21 protein-coding genes are annotated in these 19054 nt (G+C 50.4%); 13 read left to right on the plus strand and 8 right to left on the minus strand.

All coding sequences use genetic code 11. The features are described 5' to 3' along the window. Positions 1-149: 149 nt before the first annotated feature. Together O6P33_RS11165 and fur are read right to left on the minus strand one after the other, a co-directional pair. A complete protein-coding gene (locus tag O6P33_RS11165) occupies positions 150-2864 on the minus strand; it encodes a LuxR C-terminal-related transcriptional regulator (protein ID WP_269817853.1) in 2715 nt (904 codons plus the stop codon). A gap of 90 nt (positions 2865-2954) precedes the next feature. Further along, a complete protein-coding gene (gene fur / locus O6P33_RS11170; RefSeq protein ID WP_269817854.1) occupies positions 2955-3356 on the minus strand; it encodes a ferric iron uptake transcriptional regulator in 402 nt (133 codons plus the stop codon). Positions 3357-3452: 96 nt separating this feature from the next. On the opposite strand from fur, the gene O6P33_RS11175 reads away from it, so the two are divergent. Then, positions 3453-3995: an outer membrane protein assembly factor BamE gene (locus O6P33_RS11175; protein WP_269817855.1), complete on the plus strand. Its 543-nt coding sequence runs from the start codon at positions 3453-3455 to the stop codon at positions 3993-3995. 21 nt (positions 3996-4016) lie between these two features. On the opposite strand, the gene O6P33_RS11180 is transcribed toward O6P33_RS11175, so the two are convergent. Beyond that, positions 4017-4349 carry an RnfH family protein gene (locus tag O6P33_RS11180; RefSeq protein WP_269817856.1) on the minus strand — a complete coding sequence of 111 codons (333 nt, stop codon included), beginning with the start codon at positions 4347-4349 and terminating at the stop codon, positions 4017-4019. Further along, positions 4342-4776 (minus strand): type II toxin-antitoxin system RatA family toxin, encoded by a 435-nt coding sequence (locus tag O6P33_RS11185; RefSeq protein ID WP_269817857.1) that lies wholly within the window; start codon positions 4774-4776, stop codon positions 4342-4344. The genes O6P33_RS11180 and O6P33_RS11185 overlap by 8 nt, the downstream gene beginning before the upstream one ends. Before the next feature lie 237 nt (positions 4777-5013). Between O6P33_RS11185 and smpB the strand changes: the two genes are divergently transcribed. Beyond that, a complete protein-coding gene (smpB, locus tag O6P33_RS11190; protein ID WP_269817858.1) occupies positions 5014-5496 on the plus strand; it encodes an SsrA-binding protein SmpB in 483 nt (160 codons plus the stop codon). Positions 5497-5521: 25 nt separating this feature from the next. Here smpB and O6P33_RS11195 read toward each other — a convergent pair whose 3' ends face one another. Next, positions 5522-5989 carry a TlpA disulfide reductase family protein gene (locus tag O6P33_RS11195; RefSeq protein ID WP_269817859.1) on the minus strand — a complete coding sequence of 156 codons (468 nt, stop codon included), beginning with the start codon at positions 5987-5989 and terminating at the stop codon, positions 5522-5524. An 82-nt stretch (positions 5990-6071) separates the two neighbouring features. Here O6P33_RS11195 and arsC point away from each other — a divergent pair, with 82 nt between their 5' ends. Genes arsC through O6P33_RS11210 form a run of 3 tightly spaced genes read left to right on the plus strand, consistent with a single transcriptional unit; the run spans position 6072 to position 7439 of the window. Continuing rightward, entirely contained in the window at positions 6072-6425 is a 354-nt protein-coding gene (arsC, locus tag O6P33_RS11200; RefSeq protein WP_269817860.1) for an arsenate reductase (glutaredoxin), read from the plus strand. Then, positions 6422-7027 (plus strand): NAD(P)H:quinone oxidoreductase, encoded by a 606-nt coding sequence (gene wrbA / locus O6P33_RS11205; protein WP_269817861.1) that lies wholly within the window; start codon positions 6422-6424, stop codon positions 7025-7027. Before arsC ends, wrbA begins: the two co-directional genes overlap by 4 nt. Further along, entirely contained in the window at positions 7020-7439 is a 420-nt protein-coding gene (locus O6P33_RS11210) for a DUF2069 domain-containing protein (protein ID WP_269817862.1), read from the plus strand. The genes wrbA and O6P33_RS11210 overlap by 8 nt, the downstream gene beginning before the upstream one ends. Positions 7440-7502: 63 nt before the next feature. On the opposite strand, the gene trxB is transcribed toward O6P33_RS11210, so the two are convergent. After that, complete coding sequence (gene trxB / locus O6P33_RS11215) at positions 7503-8447, minus strand: thioredoxin-disulfide reductase (RefSeq protein WP_269817863.1); 945 nt, start codon at positions 8445-8447, stop codon at positions 7503-7505. 185 nt (positions 8448-8632) lie between these two features. On the opposite strand from trxB, the gene cysZ reads away from it, so the two are divergent. After that, positions 8633-9379 carry a sulfate transporter CysZ gene (gene cysZ, locus O6P33_RS11220; protein ID WP_269817864.1) on the plus strand — a complete coding sequence of 249 codons (747 nt, stop codon included), beginning with the start codon at positions 8633-8635 and terminating at the stop codon, positions 9377-9379. Between the two features lie 54 nt (positions 9380-9433). On the opposite strand, the gene O6P33_RS11225 is transcribed toward cysZ, so the two are convergent. Further along, complete coding sequence (locus O6P33_RS11225) at positions 9434-10303, minus strand: Dyp-type peroxidase (RefSeq protein WP_269817865.1); 870 nt, start codon at positions 10301-10303, stop codon at positions 9434-9436. Positions 10304-10389: 86 nt separating this feature from the next. On the opposite strand from O6P33_RS11225, the gene O6P33_RS11230 reads away from it, so the two are divergent. Together O6P33_RS11230 and O6P33_RS11235 are read left to right on the plus strand one after the other, a co-directional pair. Further along, positions 10390-11031 (plus strand): MBL fold metallo-hydrolase, encoded by a 642-nt coding sequence (locus tag O6P33_RS11230; protein ID WP_269817866.1) that lies wholly within the window; start codon positions 10390-10392, stop codon positions 11029-11031. A gap of 80 nt (positions 11032-11111) precedes the next feature. Next, positions 11112-11804 (plus strand): OmpA family protein, encoded by a 693-nt coding sequence (locus O6P33_RS11235; RefSeq protein WP_269817867.1) that lies wholly within the window; start codon positions 11112-11114, stop codon positions 11802-11804. Between the two features lie 30 nt (positions 11805-11834). Here O6P33_RS11235 and O6P33_RS11240 read toward each other — a convergent pair whose 3' ends face one another. Then, the gene (locus O6P33_RS11240; protein ID WP_269817868.1) at positions 11835-12137 is read right to left on the minus strand and encodes a GIY-YIG nuclease family protein; all 303 of its coding nucleotides are present in this window, start codon (positions 12135-12137) and stop codon (positions 11835-11837) included. Positions 12138-12224: 87 nt separating this feature from the next. Here O6P33_RS11240 and O6P33_RS11245 point away from each other — a divergent pair, with 87 nt between their 5' ends. The 5 genes from O6P33_RS11245 to O6P33_RS11265 all read left to right on the plus strand — a co-directional run bounded on the left by O6P33_RS11245 (position 12225) and on the right by O6P33_RS11265 (position 18998). Next, positions 12225-12707, plus strand: a complete 483-nt coding sequence (locus tag O6P33_RS11245; protein WP_269817869.1) for an asparaginase domain-containing protein — start codon at positions 12225-12227, stop codon at positions 12705-12707. Positions 12708-12722: 15 nt separating this feature from the next. Further along, a complete protein-coding gene (locus O6P33_RS11250) occupies positions 12723-13382 on the plus strand; it encodes an alpha/beta hydrolase (RefSeq protein ID WP_269819521.1) in 660 nt (219 codons plus the stop codon). A 57-nt stretch (positions 13383-13439) separates the two neighbouring features. Beyond that, positions 13440-15344, plus strand: coding sequence for an acyl-CoA synthetase (locus tag O6P33_RS11255; RefSeq protein WP_269817870.1), 1905 nt, complete (start codon positions 13440-13442; stop codon positions 15342-15344). Positions 15345-15532: 188 nt separating this feature from the next. Beyond that, the gene (gene rhlB, locus O6P33_RS11260; protein ID WP_269817871.1) at positions 15533-16936 is read left to right on the plus strand and encodes an ATP-dependent RNA helicase RhlB; all 1404 of its coding nucleotides are present in this window, start codon (positions 15533-15535) and stop codon (positions 16934-16936) included. A gap of 184 nt (positions 16937-17120) precedes the next feature. Continuing rightward, positions 17121-18998: a methyl-accepting chemotaxis protein gene (locus O6P33_RS11265; protein ID WP_269817872.1), complete on the plus strand. Its 1878-nt coding sequence runs from the start codon at positions 17121-17123 to the stop codon at positions 18996-18998. The last annotated feature ends 56 nt before the right edge of the window (positions 18999-19054 follow it).

The following is a 19054-nucleotide window of genomic DNA, read 5'->3' on the forward strand; positions in this document are numbered from 1 at the left end:
TAATAAAGCCCGCAACTACGCGGGCTTTATTGTTTCGACGTCACGGTAAGCTAAAAAAGCTGACACTACGAAGCGATTTTTATCAGCGCTCTACTTTAGCCACAGCTCAATTTTAATCAGGGTTAAGCCCAGCTTTTAACCCACAATAATCAAACCAAGATGCCCAGAGCTTGCGCACGGGCCACGGCTTGCGTACGGCGCTCCACGCCAAGTTTGAGGTTAATATTGCGCGCATGGGTTTTTACCGTATGCAGCGAAATAAACAACTTATCGCTCACTTCTTGATTAGAACAACCTTCTGCAATCAGCTGTAAAACAGCTAACTCTCGCGCACTTAAGGCTTCATACTGGGCCATATCAGCGCTTGCCACAGCGGCCTCTTTTACTCGCGGCAACGCTGCCAGCAAGTCATTGTGTATGGCATGCTGAGCACTGCGACTTAACTGCTCACGCAACCACTCAGGGTACTGCGCAAACAACGGCTGAAAAGGCAAAACAGCGCCGCCAGCACCTAGAGCTAAAGCTCGTTGCAACTGCTGAGCTGCTGGCTCATCCAGCTTGCGCTGCTTTAGGCACACACACAACTGCACCCGCGCAGTTAAGGCGATAACCATGCAGTCATGTTGCTCTGCATACTCAATCAAATCCTCTAAACGCTGCTCTGCTGCAGCAATCTGGCCGGTACTGTGCTCCATTAGCGCCACTTGCAACTCAACATACAACGCCAGTTGCGGGTGAAACTCAGAGGCCTTATCAATCTTGCTTAAGCTATACGTCTCAGATAAGCGCTCGAGCCAAACTTGCGCCAGTTCAACCTGCCCCTGCTGCAGCCATAATTCGCACTTACTGAGCGTCAGCATCGCCAGATAATAAATTGGTGGCACATCCCAAGTGTGCATAATTCGCTCTGCCTCAGCCAACTGGGCAAAAGCTTCGGGCATACGCCCAGCTGCACCTTCGAGGATCACCTGCATGCGAAAACCAATCAATAAACTGGCATCACGGCAAGCCTGCGCCTCATTGATCCCTGCATACAATTTAATCCGTGCCTCTTGGCTATGCCCACGCATTCCAAGCAGATACCCCTCATATATGGTCAAGCGAGCACGCACCGCATACACCCGCTCACGGGGCATCTCTGCTAGCAATAAGAGCGCCTCTCGCACCAGCTCGAGGGCGCGCTGAATTTGCCCGCGCGCCTGCAAAACCCGAGCGCCATCGTAATGCGCCAGCGCCTGATACAGGCGACAACCGACACGCTGTGCTAGCTCCACGCCTTCCCGAGTAAATTGCCGTGCAGCTGCCAGATCGCCACGCAATACGGCTATATTCGCCAGCACTGACAAGCATATTTGTCGCTGCCCATGCCGCTCTACAGGTAACGCTTGTAACGCTGCATGACAGTGTTGCCAAGCTTCATCAGCCTGTCCCCGTCCCCGCGCCAGCAAGCCTTGCAAAGCTTGCCACTGGGCCAGCAGACCACGCTGTTCTTCAGGGTTGGGGGCGGGTAAAAACTTCTCAAGCTGGGCCAAGAGCTGTTCAGCAGCATCCAACTGACAAGCCAAGCCCAACGCCCAGCAATACAAGATAATCAAACGCGGAGTGCTGGCTAAGACGCTATCTGGCAAGTCCATTTTCCAGCGTAATAACATGCTGACATTTTGCTCCGCCAGCAGCAACTCCTCCGCCGAGCCCTGCACTAAACTGGCAGCAAGTTCTGGCTGCTCCGCCAATAAAGCGTGCTCAACAGCATCATTGAGCATATTTTGCTGCGCAAACCAAGCGCTAGCCCGCTCATGCAAGATTAACAACTGCGCTGCAGGTAGGCTTTGCGACTGTAATAAGTCAGAAAACAAATGATGGTAGCGATACCACTCACCTTGCTCATCCAGTGGCACTAAAAACACTTGATGGGCCAATAGATGCTCGATGATTTGCGCACTGTCTTGTGCACCGCGCAGGGCATCACACAGCTCAATATTAAAACGCTCAAGCACTGCCGTAGCCGCTAGAAACTCTTTAATAGATTGTGGCTGCTGGCTGATAATTTCTTCCAGTAAGTACTCTCGAATCAGGCCTTGCGCCCCATGCGGGCCCGATAACAAGGCGTATTCATGGTCCGCAGGCATGGCCAACAACCATAAACGCAAGCCGGCTACCCAGCCCTCACTGCGCGATAAGATATTTTGCAGCACCGCCACATCCAGTTGCGCATGCCCCTGCTCAGCCAGCAGTGTTTGTAACTCATCAGCATCGAGGCGTAAGTCATACTCACTAATTTCAAGGATTTGCTCTGCTAAGCGCCAGCGTGCCAAGTGCCAACTGGGGCGCTGGCGACTATTGACTAATAGCACCAACCCAGCCGGTAAATGATTTAAAAAATATTGCAGGCTGTGATCTAAAACCTCTCCTTGCACTAAATGATAGTCATCGAGCACCAGCAAGATCGGCTGCTGCGGATCTAAATCGGGACTCATCTCGTCCAGCAGCTCATCCAACCACGCCTCATAGGGAAACGCCTGATGACTTTGCCGTGCCTTTAAAACCGCCAATGCTTGCTCTGCAATATCTGGGTAGACACTGTGCAAAGCATCCAAAAAGTACTCAAAGAAACGCCCCGGCTCACGGTAGCGCGCACTTAATGCCAGCCATACTGAGCGCCACTGCGCAGGCAGCTGCTCACAAAACTCACTGGCTAACGCGCTTTTACCAAAACCGGCCGGGGCGCAGACCAAGAGCAATCGCCCTTGCAGACCTTGCTTTAGCTGCTCACACAAGCGGGGCCGGCGCACATAGCCTGACGGCACCGGCGGTCGATAAAAGCGCTCAGTAAAGCCCTGAACAGAGCCTTTTTGCTTAGACAAAGCAATTATCCTGAAGTGATGTCCTGTAAAGACAAGCAATCATAACCAGCTGCGTAAACCTCTTTATAAGGTGGCGTAGGTGAATACAGTTTATTTCTTTTTCACATACAAAACTAAATTATGATCAACCATTTCATAGCCCATATCTTCGACTATTTTATGCTGACGTCTTTCAATCTCTTCATCATAAAACTCGAAGACTTCGCCAGAGTCGACACAAACAATATGGTCATGATGCTCTCCATCATCCAACTCAAAGACAGCGTGGCCACCATCAAAATTATGACGAATAACCAAGCCTGCCGCTTCAAACTGCGTCAGAACACGGTAGACCGTAGCCAAGCCAACATCTTCACCAGCATCCATTAAGGACTTGTAGACATCTTCGGCGCTCATGTGGCGCGGCTCGCATGATTCAAGGATTTGCATGATTTTGACACGCGGTAAAGTGACCTTTAAACCCGCTTTACGTAATTCATTATTTTCAGCCATAGTTATTTTCTCACTAATGCGGTTTCGCTGAGGCGCACAATGCAGGTATAGTCAGCGTATCTGTTACCTATTCACGATAGTGGAAGTCCGTCTCCAATGCAAAATAGCACACGTATTATTCGCAGTTTTACCCTTGCCAGCCTATTGGTCCTTGCTGGCTGTTCATTTCCAGGCGTTCATAAAATTGATATTCAACAAGGCAATGTCGTAACCCAAGACATGGTCGACCAATTACGCCCCGGCATGACTACTCGTCAAGTGCGCTTTATTATGGGTACACCACTGATTACCGATACGTTCAACAGTAATCGCTGGGACTACTTATACAGCATCCAAATAGCCGGTGGTACACGTAAACAAGAGCGTATCAGCTTATTGTTCGATGAAAACAATGAACTGCAAGGCTTAGGTGGCGACTTTGTCCCCGGCATCAGCCGCGACCAAGAAATTCTTGGCCACTCGGCCACAGTAATTGACTCCGAAACTGCCGCAGCCCCTGCACAGCCAACAACGCAAGCTGCGCCTGATAACGTTAAACCAGCCGCGCCCGGCTCCCTGCAAGAAAAAATACAGAGCGAAGTGGATGCCGCTGAAGCTGCGCCAATCCCAAAATCTCGCTTAGAAGACAACGAGTTTTAACTCACCCGCTGCCCCTGATCATCAGTCGGCAGCGGCGGTCTTCTCCGCCTCGGCTTTAGCTTCCGCGGCACGGGCAGCTCGCTGTTTGCGCACCTCTTTAGGGTCGGCTAACAGCGGGCGGTAAATCTCTACTCGATCATTGTCTTGCAAGACATGCTCTTGCGGTCGCGCAATGCCCTTGCCAAAAATACCCAACGGACTTTCACTCAGATCCAGCTCTGGAAACTCTGCATCCAGACCTGAGCGCAAAGCAGCCTCACGAACCGTCGTCCCCTCAGGCACCTGCAACTGTACTATTTTTTGCTTATGGGCTAATGCGTAAGCCACTTCGACCGTAATCATTGGCTTACCCATAGAGTTCTTTGGCTCGCTGACAAAACGCATCCACCATGGTGTTGGCAGCTTGGGTGAACAAAGGACCTAGCGTGGCCTTAATAATGGGGCCAGCATAATCAAACTCTAAATCCAAACTGATTTTGCAGGCTTTTTCATTGAGCGCTTTAAACTCCCAAACTCCGTGCAGTTTACTAAAAGGGCCTTCTTCTAGACTCATACTGACACTCTGCCCTGGCACCAAAGTATTTTTAGTGACAAAGCGTTGGGATAAATGCCCTTTCGCAATCACTAAAGCGGCGCGCATATAGCCATCCCCCTGCTCAAGCACTTCACTGGCTGAGCACCAAGGTAAAAACTCTGGGTATTTGCAAACATCATTGATCAAGTCATACATTTCTACAGCACTGTAAGGCAGTAAAGCAGAGCGTTGAATCTGTGTGGCCATAATAACTTTTCACCCACCAATAAAGCTTGCTGATAGAACGACGCAGTGTGAATATCAGCAAGCATGTCATACCAAATAGACTGCAACTGGCACCGAATTCCAATGCCTACACTCAAGTACAAAGCACGGTAATTTGTTGTCCATTGTCGTGCATTCGTAGCCAGCTCTCAAGCAAAGCAGAAAGATTCCTTACCCACCTCTCGCCAGATGACAGATTAGGTCTTATAATCCTTTCTTATGGCTAAACATAAAAAACAACCGAAAGGCACCATAGCGCTCAATAAAAAAGCGCTACATGATTATTTTGTCGAGCAGCGCATGGAGGCAGGCATTGCCCTGTCCGGCTGGGAAATCAAAAGCTTACGCGCTGGCAAAGCACAGCTGGTCGACAGCTATGTATTGCTTAAAGATGGCGAAGCATGGTTGATGGGCTGTCATATTAGCCCTCTGAAAACTGCCAGCACCCATGTGATTGCGGATCCCACACGCACCCGTAAACTATTACTCAACCGTAATGAGTTGGATAAGCTCTTTATTGGTGTACAGCAAAAAGGCTACACCTGTGTGGCTTTGGCTCTGTACTGGAAAAAACATTTGGTCAAATGCGAAATTGCCTTGGGTAAAGGTAAAAAAGATTATGATAAGCGCCACGTAGAAAAAGAACGTGACTCCAACCGTGAAATGCAACGCGCTTTACGCGACAGTAAAAAAGCAACTTAACCACCTTCCTATCTGGTCAGCGCAATTAGCGCGCTGACCAACCTGCCTGACGTAACGCATCCACAATACTCTGCTGAGTCTGCTCACCACGCAACTCACCCACCAATACGCCTTGCGGATTAACCAAATAAGTTGCGGGCAGTCCCCGTGTAGGCGGCAACTTAAAGCGGGTCGCTGGATCACGACTCAAGACAGGGAAGGCGATCTGTAAGCGCTGGCTATCAGCCAATAACGCATCGCCCTGTAACTGATCATAATTGACCCCAAGCACACGCACTCCATTTTCTGCTAGCTCGCTGTGCAACTGGTTCAGCTCTGGAATTTCCTGCCGACATGGTGCACACCACACCGCCCAATAGTTAATCACTAACCACTGTTCTGCCAGCCAAGAGGCAGGAATCGGCGCTCCATACTGGTCATTACCGAACGGCTCGCTGTGCTCACAGGCCGTTAAGAAGACCATCAACACTAGCATCAGATATTTTTTAAACATCGTACTCTCTATTAGTGAGGCATACCGCCTCAGTGGCTTAGCCTGCTAGAATGCCCCACAGGTTTTATTTGAGGTAATCCAAATGTCCGATATAACTTTGTACCACTATGCTCGCTGCAGCAAATCACGGGCAGCGCTTGCACTACTGGAAGAGCGCAACATTAATGCCACCATCGTCAACTATGTCGACAACCCACTAAACGCCCAGCAACTGACTGCACTACTCAGCAAACTTGGCCTGACTGCACGCCAATTGATGCGTAGCGGTGAGTCCGCGTACAGCGAGATGGCCCTCGACAATCCAGACTTAAGCGAAGCTGAGCTGATCGCAGCCATGGTGCAAGCGCCGATTTTAATGCAGCGCCCAGTTTTAGTGGTGGGTCAACGCGCCGCCATTGGTCGCCCTATCGAAAACCTAGTTGAGCTTTTAGCATGACCGAACCTTATATTTTAGTACTCTATTATAGCCGTCATGGTGCCACTGCGGACATGGCGCGACATATTGCCCGTGGCGTTGAGCAGGGCGGTATGGAAGCACGCTTGCGCACTGTGCCGGCAGTGTCCAATGAATGTGAAGCCGTCGCCCCAGACGTCCCCGCAGAAGGTGCGATGTACGCCAGCCTTGATGATTTAAAAAACTGTGCTGGCTTGGCCTTAGGCAGCCCAACGCGTTTTGGCAACATGGCAGCGGCGATGAAATACTTTCTCGATGGCACCAGCAACCTCTGGCTGACCGGTGAGTTAGTCAACAAACCAGCTGGCGTATTTACCTCCACTTCAAGCTTACACGGTGGCCAAGAAAGCACCCTGCTAAGCATGATGCTGCCGCTACTGCACCACGGCATGCTGATTTGTGGCCTGCCTTACAGTGAGCCCGCCCTGTTAAATACTCAAGCAGGCGGCACGCCTTACGGCCCCAGTCATGTGGCCGGCGCTGACAGCAAGCGCCCGCTGGATGAGCATGAAATCAGTCTATGCACCGCCCTGGGTCTACGCTTAGCGCAATTTGCGCAACAGTTGGAGAAACCTCGTGGCTAGAACCCCTAAACCGCTCCCAGAACTGAGCTGGCTCGAACCACGCTTACGCATCAGCCGCATCATCAGTTTAGCTTCGTTAGCCGCACTGGCAGTGCTCTTGGTGATATGGAATTTGTTTTTTATTAGCCGACCTGACGCCCCGGGCCTAGGGGCTGTAGCGGTGATTAGTATCGCGCTAATACCGTTAATCATTATTGCCCTAGGCATGCTCTTAGGCTCAGAAAAAACCCATATCTGGGCCTGTATTTTGATTAACATCTACTTTATCCACGGCGTAGTGGCGAGTTTCTCACCAGAACAAGCATGGCTTGGCTATGCAGAAACGTTTTTAAGTGTGTTGCTGTTTTGCAGTGCTTTTATGCACACTTTGTGGAGCTTTAAGTACAAGCGCAAGCTGGCTGGCGAAGTTTAGCTCAACGCGCAAAAGATCGGCTGCACACGCCTTGCACGGTGCAGCCGCATCAGCTGACAAATCTTATTTGTCTAAATACCTTTCCACATCCAATGCTGCCATGCAGCCAGCACCGGCGGAAGTAATGGCCTGACGGTAAACGTTATCAGCCACATCCCCTGCCGCAAAGACGCCAGCAATACTGGTTGCCGTAGCATTACCTTCACGACCGCCGTTAACTACCATATAGCCGTCTTTCAACTCCAATTGACCTTCAAACAAGCTCGTGTTGGGTGTATGCCCAATGGCAATAAACACACCATCAACCGTTAACTCGCGCGTGCTGCCATCATTATTTAACAAGCGCACACCGGTCACCCCCATCTCATTGCCCAACACTTCATCCACTTGTTCATTGAGTGCCAGCTCAATTTTGCCTTCCGCAACTTGCGCATGCAGCTTGTCTTGCAAAATCATTTCAGCGCGGAAGGTATCACGGCGGTGCACTAAAGTGACCTTGCTGGCGATATTAGACAAATACAGCGCTTCTTCCACGGCTGTACTGCCACCGCCCACCACGACCACTTCGCGATTGCGGTAGAAAAAACCATCACAGGTGGCGCAAGCAGACACACCTTTACCCATAAAGGCTTCTTCTGAGGGCAAACCTAAGTAACGCGCGCTGGCACCCGTGGCGATAATCAAAGCATCGCAGGTATAGGTACCGCTATCGCCAATTAAAGTAAAAGGCTTACTTTGCAATTGCGCGGTATGAATATGATCAAACACAATCTCTGTCTCAAAACGCTCAGCATGCTGCTGCATACGTTCCATCAAAGCAGGTCCTGTCAGCCCTTCTGGGTCGCCCGGCCAGTTATCCACCTCAGTGGTGGTGGTCAATTGGCCGCCAGCCTGCATACCGGTAATCAATAACGGCTTCAAGTTAGCCCGCGCCGCATAAACAGCAGCACTATAGCCCGCAGGACCCGAACCTAAAATAATAACTTTTGCATGACGTACTTCAGACATAAAAACTCCCAAACATCGGACTTAAAATAAAATAATGTGGCATAGATTACAGTTTGCCGGTTCGCTATCCAAACTCTAACCTTTAGAATGTTGCTATCTGTACAGACTACACCACTTAAACACCCTTTGACTCTGCGCGCTTGGTCTACTGATTTAGCGCAAGATTAACTCTATAGGACACAGCTATGCATGCTCAGCCTCTTGGCGGCCCACACTATCTAAATGCCGGTTTTAAAATGATTATGCGCCCTGGTTTGCGCATGTATGTGTTACTGCCTCTGTCGATTAATATCGCGGTTTTTGTCGGCATGATTTACTTTGCCGTACAGCGTTTTAATGGTTGGGTTGAACAACTGATGCCGAACCTACCCAGCTGGCTCTCTTTTCTCAATTACCTACTCTGGCCGCTGTTTGTGGCGCTAGTGCTGCTGATTATATTTTTCACCTTTACCACCATTGCCAACCTCATTGCTTCACCGTTCAATAGCTTCTTGGCGGAAAAAGTAGAAGTTATCGCCCGTGGTAACGACCACTTCCCAGCCTTTAGCTGGGGCGAATTGTTCGCTATGGTACCGCGCACTCTAGCCCGAGAAATGCGCAAGCTGGGTTATTTTTTGCCTCGGGCACTGGGCTTGCTGATTTTGTCGCTCATCCCCGGCGTCAATATCATCGCCGCGCCACTTTGGCTGCTGTTTAATATTTGGATGATGGCTGTGCAGTACATTGACTACCCCGCTGATAATAATAAAGTCAGTTGGACGCTAATGCTGGAATGGCTGCGTACTAAACGCTGGCTCAGCTTAGGTTTTGGCGGCATTACTTATCTGGCGCTGATGATTCCTTTCTTCAACTTAATTGCCATGCCTGCCGCCATTGCCGGAGCAACCCTACTCTGGGTGGATCACCGCCAAGTTGCCCACAGCAGCAATTAACCGCCAACGCCGCCCGCCCGCAGCTTTTAACGCCACGGCGGGCGGTCAGCACACTTACAGCAAAGCGCTTAGATCAAGTTGACCATGCGCAATCGGCGGGCACCAATAATAGCCACCGGTAGTTGGGCGGCTGAAACGGAAAAGTCCATCAGTAATACCATCATCCAAACCAATCATGCGCCGCAACTGCATCTCAAAAAAGTCCAAGGTGCTGCCAAACGCCAAAAATACGAGCCCAGCCTCATCCCCGTCGATATAGGGCATCGAGCGGCGTACAACAAAGGCTTCAGGCTCAAAGTCCTCCATGGCAGTACGCTTCACATGCGCAGATTCTGGCGCATCATCCAATTCTTCGTTATCACTCAAACGACGTCCAAAAATATGGTCTTGCTCTTGCTGTGGCAGGCTTTTAAAGCTCGGTAAATCATGCTGCCAATGCTGTACTGCGGCATAACTACCGCCCGGCGCTTGCGTATCAAACGCAGCATCAATCGCGGCCTGCTCGACAGGGTTTTCGGTACCGTCTTCATAACCGGTTAAATCATGGCCATCCAAATAGCGAAACGACTCAGTCACCTGCACCACAGATAACGCCGGCGCCACAGCCGCAATTAACGCATTGGTGCGGTGCAGCAACTCACCGCGGTCATCACCCAGCAACCAGCACCACAGAGCATGTTGAGTCGAAGGAATATCAATACCATGGGCGCTTAACGCGGGAAATACTCGCAGTTTATCCTGTTCTTTATTGAGCGCCTGCAATGCCGATTTACCCAATCCTGCAACCACACTTTTACCATCAACTAAGGGTGCTAAGCGGCGTAATGCCTCGGCAAGGTGCTGAGCAGACTCTAAAGTAAAAAATACATGACGGGCCAGCGGCGGAACCGGCTCAGCCAGAATAGCTGTTTGAAAGTTGTTCATGTGTTGCTCCTTAGTAACCGACATTAAGCTTAGAATACGTTAGGCTATTAACCTATCTATGGGACGTTTTTTTGGAGTTTAAACCATTGACTAGCCAGCCTGCACTGATTCGCGAAACCTTTCCCGTTGGCCCACTGCAATGCAATTGCACTATTATTGGCGATCCCATTAGCAAAAAAGCCATAGTAATCGACCCCGGTGGCGACCATGAACTGATCTTACAACGCCTAGACGAGTTAGGCTTGCGGGTGGTTAGCATTATTCACACCCATGCGCATCTCGACCACTTTTTAGCCTCTGGCTTAATGAAAGAAAAAACCGGCGCAACTTTACACCTGCATAAAGAAGATCAGTTTCTGTGGGACAACTTAGAGATGCAATGCTCAATGTTTGGTGTGCCCTACACCCCAGTTCCTGCTCCTGACTTCTGGCTCAGTGATGATGAAGAGTTAGCCTGTGGCTGTGGCGTTGCACTGCATACTCCAGGGCATACTCCAGGCTCTATGAGCTTTTGGTTTCCCAACGATAAGCTGCTGATTGCCGGTGACACTCTATTCAAGCAAGGCATTGGCCGCACTGACTTATGGGGCGGTGATTACGCCACTATTGAGCGCTCTATTCGCCAGCGTTTATATATACTCGATGAAGAAGCAACAGTGGTCACCGGACATGGGCCAGACACGCTGCTAGGCGATGGAATGCGCAATAACCCATTTGTACGTGCCTAAGAACTTAATGCGCTAACACCACTCTAATAACCATAGAGTAAAAACAGCTAACCCAACATAATGCCTACAAGGAATTTACCATGCTAAAACTCTCCACTTCACGCACCCTGATCGCTAGCAGCATTGTTGTGCTCTTGGCCGGTTGTGCAGCCGGCAACCCTTACGGCGGCCAACAACAGCAACAAGGCGGCTCCAACAAAACTGCTATTTATGGTGGCTTAGGCGCTCTTGGTGGCGCAGCTATTGGTGCCGCGACCTCAAGTAAAAAGGATCGTGGCAAAGGCGCACTAATTGGTGCTGCAGTTGCAGGCGCCGCGGGTGCTGGCTACGGCTATTACGTTGATAAGCAAGAAGCAGAACTGCGCCGCAGCATGCAAGGTACAGGTATTGACGTGCAACGTGACGGCGACAACCTGACTCTAATCATGCCTGGCAATGTGACCTTCGGTACCGACTCTGCAGCCATTTCTGGCAGCTTTTACGGCACCCTAAATAACCTTGCCCAGTCTTTCAACCAGTACGATCAAAGCACCATTGAGATTGTCGGTCACACTGACAGCACAGGTCCCTACCAGCACAATATGACCCTGTCACAACGTCGCGCGCAAAGTGTGGCCGATTACCTACGCAATCAAGGCATCAGTGGTAACCGTATGAATGTGAGAGGTGTAGGCCCGGATCAGCCGGTTGCCGATAATACCTCTGCGCAAGGTCGCCAACAAAACCGTCGGGTAGAAATCAATCTGCGCCCAATCCCAGGTGCCTATCAGTAAGAGTCGAACTCGCGCCTCGTTAGCCAAACGCTAGCGAGGTGCGCTGACAACAGCTGTGCGCAACTGGTTAGCTTCTGCCAGTAACAACTGTTCTTTGGCGCTTTTAGGCAAACGCTTAATAGCCAACTCACGGCGCAATGCTGTGGACTTATCCGCACACTCCTCCACATACACCAAAGCCTGCGCCGGACTGGTAGCAAAAAACCGCGCGCCTTTCCCGGCACAATGCTGCGCGAAACGCTTCTGCGCATCCAAACTGATACCGCAATACAAAGCTTGATTCGCGGTACGCACTAAGTACACATACCAAGGTGGTTGAGGCAATGTAGTCATATTGTTCCTTGTCTGCCCGTGGCTTTAAGGCTGCGATTCAGGCAATAATCCGGAGTAAATAAACCTCATACGGACCACCTCACTCTTATGCATATCCATATTTTAACCACAGGCGGCACCTTTGATAAAATTTATCACGATGCCTTATCTGAATTTACCATCGGCGACCCCATGGCCGCTGAGCTCTTAGCAGAAGCAGGAGTAAACTGTGCTTATAGCGTAGACACTGTGCTGAAAAAAGACAGTTTAGAGTTCACTGACAGCGACCGCCAATTGCTGCGCGAGCGGGTTAATACCAGCCCGCATCAACATATTTTAATCATTCATGGCACTGATACCATGACATTAAGCGCCCAGCACTTAGACGCAAACCCCAGCAAAACCGTAGTATTCACCGGAGCAATGCAGCCAGCACGGATGCGCAATAGTGATGCTGCATTTAACTTAGGTTTTGCTATTGGCGCTTTGCAATGTTTAGACTCAGGTATCTATATTGCCATGAATGGGCAAATTTTTAACACGGACAATGTCCATAAAAACCGCCAACTGGGCCGTTTTGAAACCCTTTAAGAAGAGTTATTCATGATCAAAAATGCATTAATTGTTGAAGCCCTGCAGCCAGCTGATGCCTGCGTTATTTGGTTGCATGGTTTAGGCGCTGACCGCAGCGACTTTGAACCCGTGGCGCGGATGTTACAGCCACTGCTCCCCACAACACGCTTTATTTTGCCACAAGCACCTACTCAGGCAGTGACCATTAACAACGGTTATGCCATGCCCAGTTGGTACGATATTTTGGCCATGAGCCCCGGCAAGCGCGCAATTAATAGCCAACAACTGGAAACCTCCAGCCAGCAGCTGATCACGCTTATGGAGCAGCAGCGCGACAGCGGGATCAGCCCCAAGCGTATATTCTTAGCTGGTTTCTCCCAAGGCGGCGCGGTGGTACTGCATACAGCATTTCTACGCTGGAATGATGTTCTCGGCGGGGTATTAGCGCTATCCACTTATGCCCCCACCTTTGAACAAGTCGAGGCGCTCAGCCCCTTGCAAGCCAGCACGCCAACCTTATGCATGCATGGCCTCAATGACCCTATGGTACCGCTGATGATGGGCCAAGCAGTGCAACAGCAGTTACAACAGTGGGGTGTGCCAGTCACTTGGCATGACTACCCTATGGAGCACGAAGTTTGCCAGCAGCAAATCGCTGATATTGGCACCTGGCTCAGCACGCAACTGCAATAATCACGACCTTTCGAATACTTTTTGAGTCAACCCGCAAATAATAATAAAAGGTGCACTATGACGACAGCGGCATACCAGATTCGTACCCAAGCAGATATCCAACGCATTGAGCAAACGCCCTTATCTGCCCGTGATCTACCCAAAAGTACCTATGAGCTTATCGGGCGCAGCGCACAACGCGCGCCCGATGCCCGTGCCCTCACATTTTTACTGCAAGGCAGTGATGACGAACAACCCTTTACTCTCAGCTATCGTGAACTGTTTGCCAAAATAACCCAAACCGCCAACGCTTTTCATCGCTTGGGCTTAGGCAAGGATCAGGTTATTTCTTTTTTATTGCCCAACCTACCACACACTCACTACAGCATCTGGGGTGGTGAAGCAGCAGGGATTGTCAATGCAATTAACCCGTTGCTGGATACCGAGCATATTCTTGAGCTGATTAAAGCATCCAAATCTGAGATTCTCGTCACCTTAGCGCCTTTCCCCGGCACTGAGCTGTGGGACAAAGTAGCCGCCATGCGTGAGCAGCTCAGCCACTTAAAAGCCATTATTGTGGTGGACTTAGCAAACTTTTTACCGCAACCCCAACAAACGGCAATCAAAGCCATGCGCGGTCCTCTCCCCGAGGGGGTTTTAGAGTTTGATAGCCTGATTGCCGAATGCCCTGCTGACTTTTTAGAAAGCCAACGGGTGTTTCACCCCGATGATATTGCCAGTTACTTCCACACTGGCGGCACCACAGGCACACCAAAACTTGCGCCGCACAGCCATCATAATGAAGTGGTGATGGCCTATAGCATGTCGCTGATTACCAGTTTCAATGAACAAGACACAGCCTTATGCGGTCTGCCACTCTTCCATGTGAATGCGGTAATAGTCACAGGTTTAGCGCCCTTTCTAACCTGTTCACAGGTGCTCTTGGCCACGCCCCTTGGCTATCGCACCCCGGCGTTAATACAAAACTTCTGGAAAATTATCGAACGCTACCAAGTGACTTTCTTTAGCAGTGTACCCACCATTTACGCCGCCCTGCTTGAAGTACCCAGCCAAGGGCATGACTTATCCAGTCTTAAATATGCCCTGTGCGGCGCGGCCCCCATGCCGGTGGAGCTGATCAACCAATTTAAACAACGCACGGGCGTACGTCTAATTGAAGGTTATGGCCTCACAGAAGGCACTTGCGGCAGCTGTGCTAGCCCAGCAGATGGCGAGCTACGGCCAGGCTCCATTGGTTTGCGTATGCCCTACTGTGAGGTTGCAATTAAAGTCGTCGATGAACAGGGGCAGTACCTACGCGACGCCGAGACTGATGAAGTTGGCCAGCTGTGTATACGTGGGCCAAGTGTGTTTAAAGGCTACTTAAAAGCGGAGAACAACCAGGGGATTTGGCTCGATGGCGACTGGTTTAATACCGGTGACTTAGGTCGCCAAGACGCTGATGGTTATTTCTGGCTCACTGGTCGCAGTAAAGACTTGATCATCCGCGGCGGTCATAACATTGATCCACAAATGATCGAAGATGCCATGTACCAGCACCCAGCAGTGGCGATTGCTGCTGCGGTGGGCAAGCCTGATGCCCGCGTTGGCGAGTTGCCAGCGCTGTATATCCAACTCAAACCGGGCTACAACAGCAGCGCTGCAGAGCTCTTAGAGCATGCCCAGCAAAGCATTCATGAGCGTGCAGCAGTTCCTCAAGAAGTCTGGCTGGTGGACCACATTCCTGTCACTGCCGTCGGTAAAATCTTCAAACCCGAACTGCGCCTGGATGCCACACGCCGAGTGCTCAGTGACAGTTTGGCTGATCTAGGGCAGCAAGTCGAAATCACGGTCAGCAGCGATGCTCAGTACGGCATGACTGCCCAGATTCATATCCACCAACCCCGAGACGACTGGGGTGCACAAGCGCAACAGCGCTTAAGCCAATTTAAGCTGCAATATACCCTGCTCTCTACCCCCTAGAGTCTCTCTAGTTTTTAACTGTACTCTGCGCAGGGCGACCGCAGTAAAGCGCACCGCGCAGAGCAGTTACAGCCAACAACACAAGGCGAATCACGGCGTAGTACAGCGCCAAAAATGAAACAGTTTCTCCAAAGCGCTGTGATGCCTTACACTAGAGCTAATTTATAGACTACAAATAAGAGAACGCCGTGCTCAAAGCACTTAAGAATATGTTTAAAAAAGAGCCCGAGCCAGCTGCCCTGCCGCAAGAAGATAAGACTGCAGCACAGCCCTCGCCTTCTACACCTGCTCAGCCAGCCAGCAAGCCAAGCACTACAGCCAGCAAGCCTGCGACGAAAAAACCGCGCACCCGCAAAGCTAAGCCTGCGGCTCAATCCACTTGGACACTGGACGACTTTGTAGTTGCGCCCGCTGAAGGCAAAACACGCTTTCACGATTTTGCGCTAACACCAGAGTTGATGCATGCTATTCAAGACTTAGGTTTCCCTTACTGCACACCTATTCAGGCGCAAGTACTGGGACACACCCTGGTTGGTAAAGACGCCATTGGTCGCGCGCAAACCGGTACCGGCAAAACTGCAGCCTTTTTAATTTCCACCATTAGCCAGCTCACGCAAACACGTCCGCCAGATGAGCGCTATATGGGTGAGCCTCGTGCCTTGATTATTGCCCCAACGCGCGAGTTGGTGGTACAGATTGCCAACGATGCCATCGCCCTGACCAAGTACACCAACCTCAATGTTATGAGCTTTGTTGGTGGCATGGATTTTGATAAGCAACGCAAGCAACTGGAATCCCGTTACTGCGATATTTTAGTAGCCACTCCAGGGCGTTTACTGGACTTTAACCAGCGTGGTGAAGTGCACCTGGACATGGTTGAAGTGCTGGTTTTAGATGAAGCTGACCGTATGCTGGATATGGGCTTTATCCCACAGGTCCGCCAAATTATTCGCCAAACGCCACCTAAATCAGAGCGGCAAACCCTGTTGTTCTCAGCAACCTTTACTGAAGACGTAATGAACCTGTCCAAGCAATGGACCACGGATCCTGCCATTGTCGAAATCGAACCTGAACATGTTGCCAGCGACTCAGTTGAACAACATGTGTATGCCGTGGCTGGCAGTGATAAATACACCTTGCTGTACAATTTAATTCAAAACAATAACTGGCCACGCGTGATTGTCTTTGCCAACCGTAAAGACGAAGTGCGTCGCATTGAAGAGCGCCTAACCCGTGACGGTATCAGTGCTGCGCAAATGTCCGGTGATGTAGCGCAACACAAACGCATACGGGTACTGGAAGACTTCCGCTCAGGGCGCTTACGTGTCTTAGTGGCCACTGATGTCGCCGGTCGTGGTATTCACGTGGACGATATTAGCCATGTGGTCAACTTTACCTTACCTGAAGATCCAGATGATTATGTACACCGCATTGGCCGTACTGGTCGTGCTGGTACCACTGGCGTCTCCATCAGCTTTGCTGGTGAAGATGATGCCTATGCACTGCCCCCCATTGAAGAGCTTTTAGGTCATAAAATTCAGTGCGAAACCCCCACAGAAGACTTGCTCGTAGCCCCACCTAAAAGCCGCTAAACCCCACAAGAAGCACCCACACAAAGGTGCTTCTGGCTACGCCTGCCCTAATTAATCAGCAGCCAGTTCAAGAATTCCCCACCGACTGCCGATAGCAACTGATAATATAACCCCAAAGCAGCCGCCCCTAACTGCTCGTCTGCTTGTGTGCATCCCAGCCGCGCTTACCCACCGGACTTTTATTATGTTAAAGAATCTAAAATTCAGTAATAAGATACTTATTGCCGCGTCACTGTTGGTAGTGGCCGCGTTTTCCTTATTCTCCCTCTATAACGATTACTTGCAGCGCAATGCCATTCAAGAGGACTTAGAAAACTACCTGCATGAAATTGGTAGTCTCAGCGCTGACAACATTGCCAATTGGCTGTCTGGACGTATTTTACTGCTGGAAAGTACCGCGCAATCCATTACCAATAACAGCTCACCCAGCAGTGTAGTTAGCTTGATTGAACAAAAAGCGCTGGCCGATACTTTTTTATACACCTACCTAGGCACACGCAGCGGCGAACTCATTTCACGCCCCGAAGACAGCATCCCCGCAGATTACGACCCGCGCAGTCGCCCTTGGTATACAGATGCAAACAATGCTAATCAAACCACTCTAACCGACCCCTACACTGATGTTTCTATCAACCAGTTGGTTATTACCATTGCTACACCAGCACAATACATCGGTGTAGTCGGTGGTGATTTAAGCCTTGCCACCTTAACTAAAACCCTCAACAGTATAAAAATTGATGGCATGGGCTATGCATTTTTAGTCAGTGCTGACGGGAAAGTGCTGGTCCACCCAGACAATAATGCTGTCAATAAATCGATCAAAGAGCTGTACCCAACCAACACCCCAACAATTAATCATCAGCTCAGCGAAACATCACTCAAGGGTACGCAGCAAATACTCACCTTTGCCCCCATCAACGGCCTACCCTCAGTAGACTGGTATGTAGGGCTGGCTGTAGATAAAGATCAAGCCTATGCCATGCTCAGCGACTTTCGCACCTCAGCAATTATTGCCACGCTAACCACCCTGATCATTATTATTATCTTGCTGAGTTTACTGATCCGTTTGTTGATGCGACCACTGCACGCCATGGGGCGTGCAATGCAAGACATCGCCCAAGGTGAAGGGGACCTAACCCGCCGCTTAGAAATTGAAAGCAATGATGAGTTTGGCGAATTGGCGGGCTCCTTTAATCAGTTTGTCGAACGCATTCACACCTCCATCAGCGAGGTTTCTTCCGCTACAGCGCTGGTGCATGAGATCGTCAGCCTAGTGGCTAGCGCATCCAATGCCTCGATGCTGAACTCCGATGAACAAGCCAGTCGCACCCATAATGTTGCCACGGCCATTAACGAGCTGGCAGCGGCAACTCAAGAAATTGCGTGCAACGCCGCAGATGCCTCAACCCATGCCTCCAGCGCGCGTTTACAAGCCGAAGATGGCCGCAGCGTTTTAGGGCAAACCATTCAAGCGATGAACTCCTTATCAGAGAAAATCAGCAACTCTTGCAGCAACATCGAAACGCTGAACAGTAAAACCATTGATATTGGCCAAATCTTGGAAGTGATCCAGGGCATCTCACAACAAACCAATTTGCTGGCACTGAACGCTGCCATCGAAGCTGCACGTGCCGGTGAAGCAGGGCGTGGTTTTGCCGTGGTCGCCGACGAGGTGCGTAACTTGGCTCACCGCACCCACTCTTCGGCACAAGAAATTCAACAAATGATTGAAGAGTTACAAATCGGCTCACGTGATGCCGTCACCACCATGACTGAAAGCCAACGTCACAGTGAGGACAGCGTTACTATCGCTAACCAAGCCGGAGACAGCCTCGGCTCAGTCACGCTAAAAATCGAAGAGATAGACGGCATGAATCAGTCGGTAGCCACCGCAACCGAGGAGCAAACTGCCGTGGTAGAAGCCATTAATATCGATATTACCGAAATCAATACCCTCAACCAGGAAGGTGTCGAGAACCTCAACGCAACATTGCGCGCCTGCACCGACCTAGAGTTACAAGCCTCGCGTTTAAAGCAGTTGGTTGATAGCTTCCGCATTTAACCCGTGCACTCAAGACAAAAAAGCCAGACTCTTTGCGGGTCTGGCTTTTTTTGTCT

This window comes from Denitrificimonas caeni, assembly GCF_027498055.1.
GTDB lineage: Bacteria > Pseudomonadota > Gammaproteobacteria > Pseudomonadales > Pseudomonadaceae > Denitrificimonas.

Coding starts and splice junctions, on each gene's coding strand:
- fur (WP_269817854.1), bottom strand. CDS start 3,356: ATGGCTGAAAATAATGAATTACGTAAAGCGGGTTTAAAGGTCACTTTA.
- O6P33_RS11245 (WP_269817869.1), top strand. CDS start 12,225: ATGCATATCCATATTTTAACCACAGGCGGCACCTTTGATAAAATTTAT.
- O6P33_RS11265 (WP_269817872.1), top strand. CDS start 17,121: ATGTTAAAGAATCTAAAATTCAGTAATAAGATACTTATTGCCGCGTCA.
- cysZ (WP_269817864.1), top strand. CDS start 8,633: ATGCATGCTCAGCCTCTTGGCGGCCCACACTATCTAAATGCCGGTTTT.
- trxB (WP_269817863.1), bottom strand. CDS start 8,447: ATGTCTGAAGTACGTCATGCAAAAGTTATTATTTTAGGTTCGGGTCCT.
- O6P33_RS11175 (WP_269817855.1), top strand. CDS start 3,453: ATGCAAAATAGCACACGTATTATTCGCAGTTTTACCCTTGCCAGCCTA.
- wrbA (WP_269817861.1), top strand. CDS start 6,422: ATGACCGAACCTTATATTTTAGTACTCTATTATAGCCGTCATGGTGCC.
- O6P33_RS11185 (WP_269817857.1), bottom strand. CDS start 4,776: ATGGCCACACAGATTCAACGCTCTGCTTTACTGCCTTACAGTGCTGTA.
- O6P33_RS11255 (WP_269817870.1), top strand. CDS start 13,440: ATGACGACAGCGGCATACCAGATTCGTACCCAAGCAGATATCCAACGC.
- O6P33_RS11240 (WP_269817868.1), bottom strand. CDS start 12,137: ATGACTACATTGCCTCAACCACCTTGGTATGTGTACTTAGTGCGTACC.
- O6P33_RS11195 (WP_269817859.1), bottom strand. CDS start 5,989: ATGTTTAAAAAATATCTGATGCTAGTGTTGATGGTCTTCTTAACGGCC.
- O6P33_RS11180 (WP_269817856.1), bottom strand. CDS start 4,349: ATGGGTAAGCCAATGATTACGGTCGAAGTGGCTTACGCATTAGCCCAT.
- O6P33_RS11235 (WP_269817867.1), top strand. CDS start 11,112: ATGCTAAAACTCTCCACTTCACGCACCCTGATCGCTAGCAGCATTGTT.
- arsC (WP_269817860.1), top strand. CDS start 6,072: ATGTCCGATATAACTTTGTACCACTATGCTCGCTGCAGCAAATCACGG.
- O6P33_RS11225 (WP_269817865.1), bottom strand. CDS start 10,303: ATGAACAACTTTCAAACAGCTATTCTGGCTGAGCCGGTTCCGCCGCTG.
- smpB (WP_269817858.1), top strand. CDS start 5,014: ATGGCTAAACATAAAAAACAACCGAAAGGCACCATAGCGCTCAATAAA.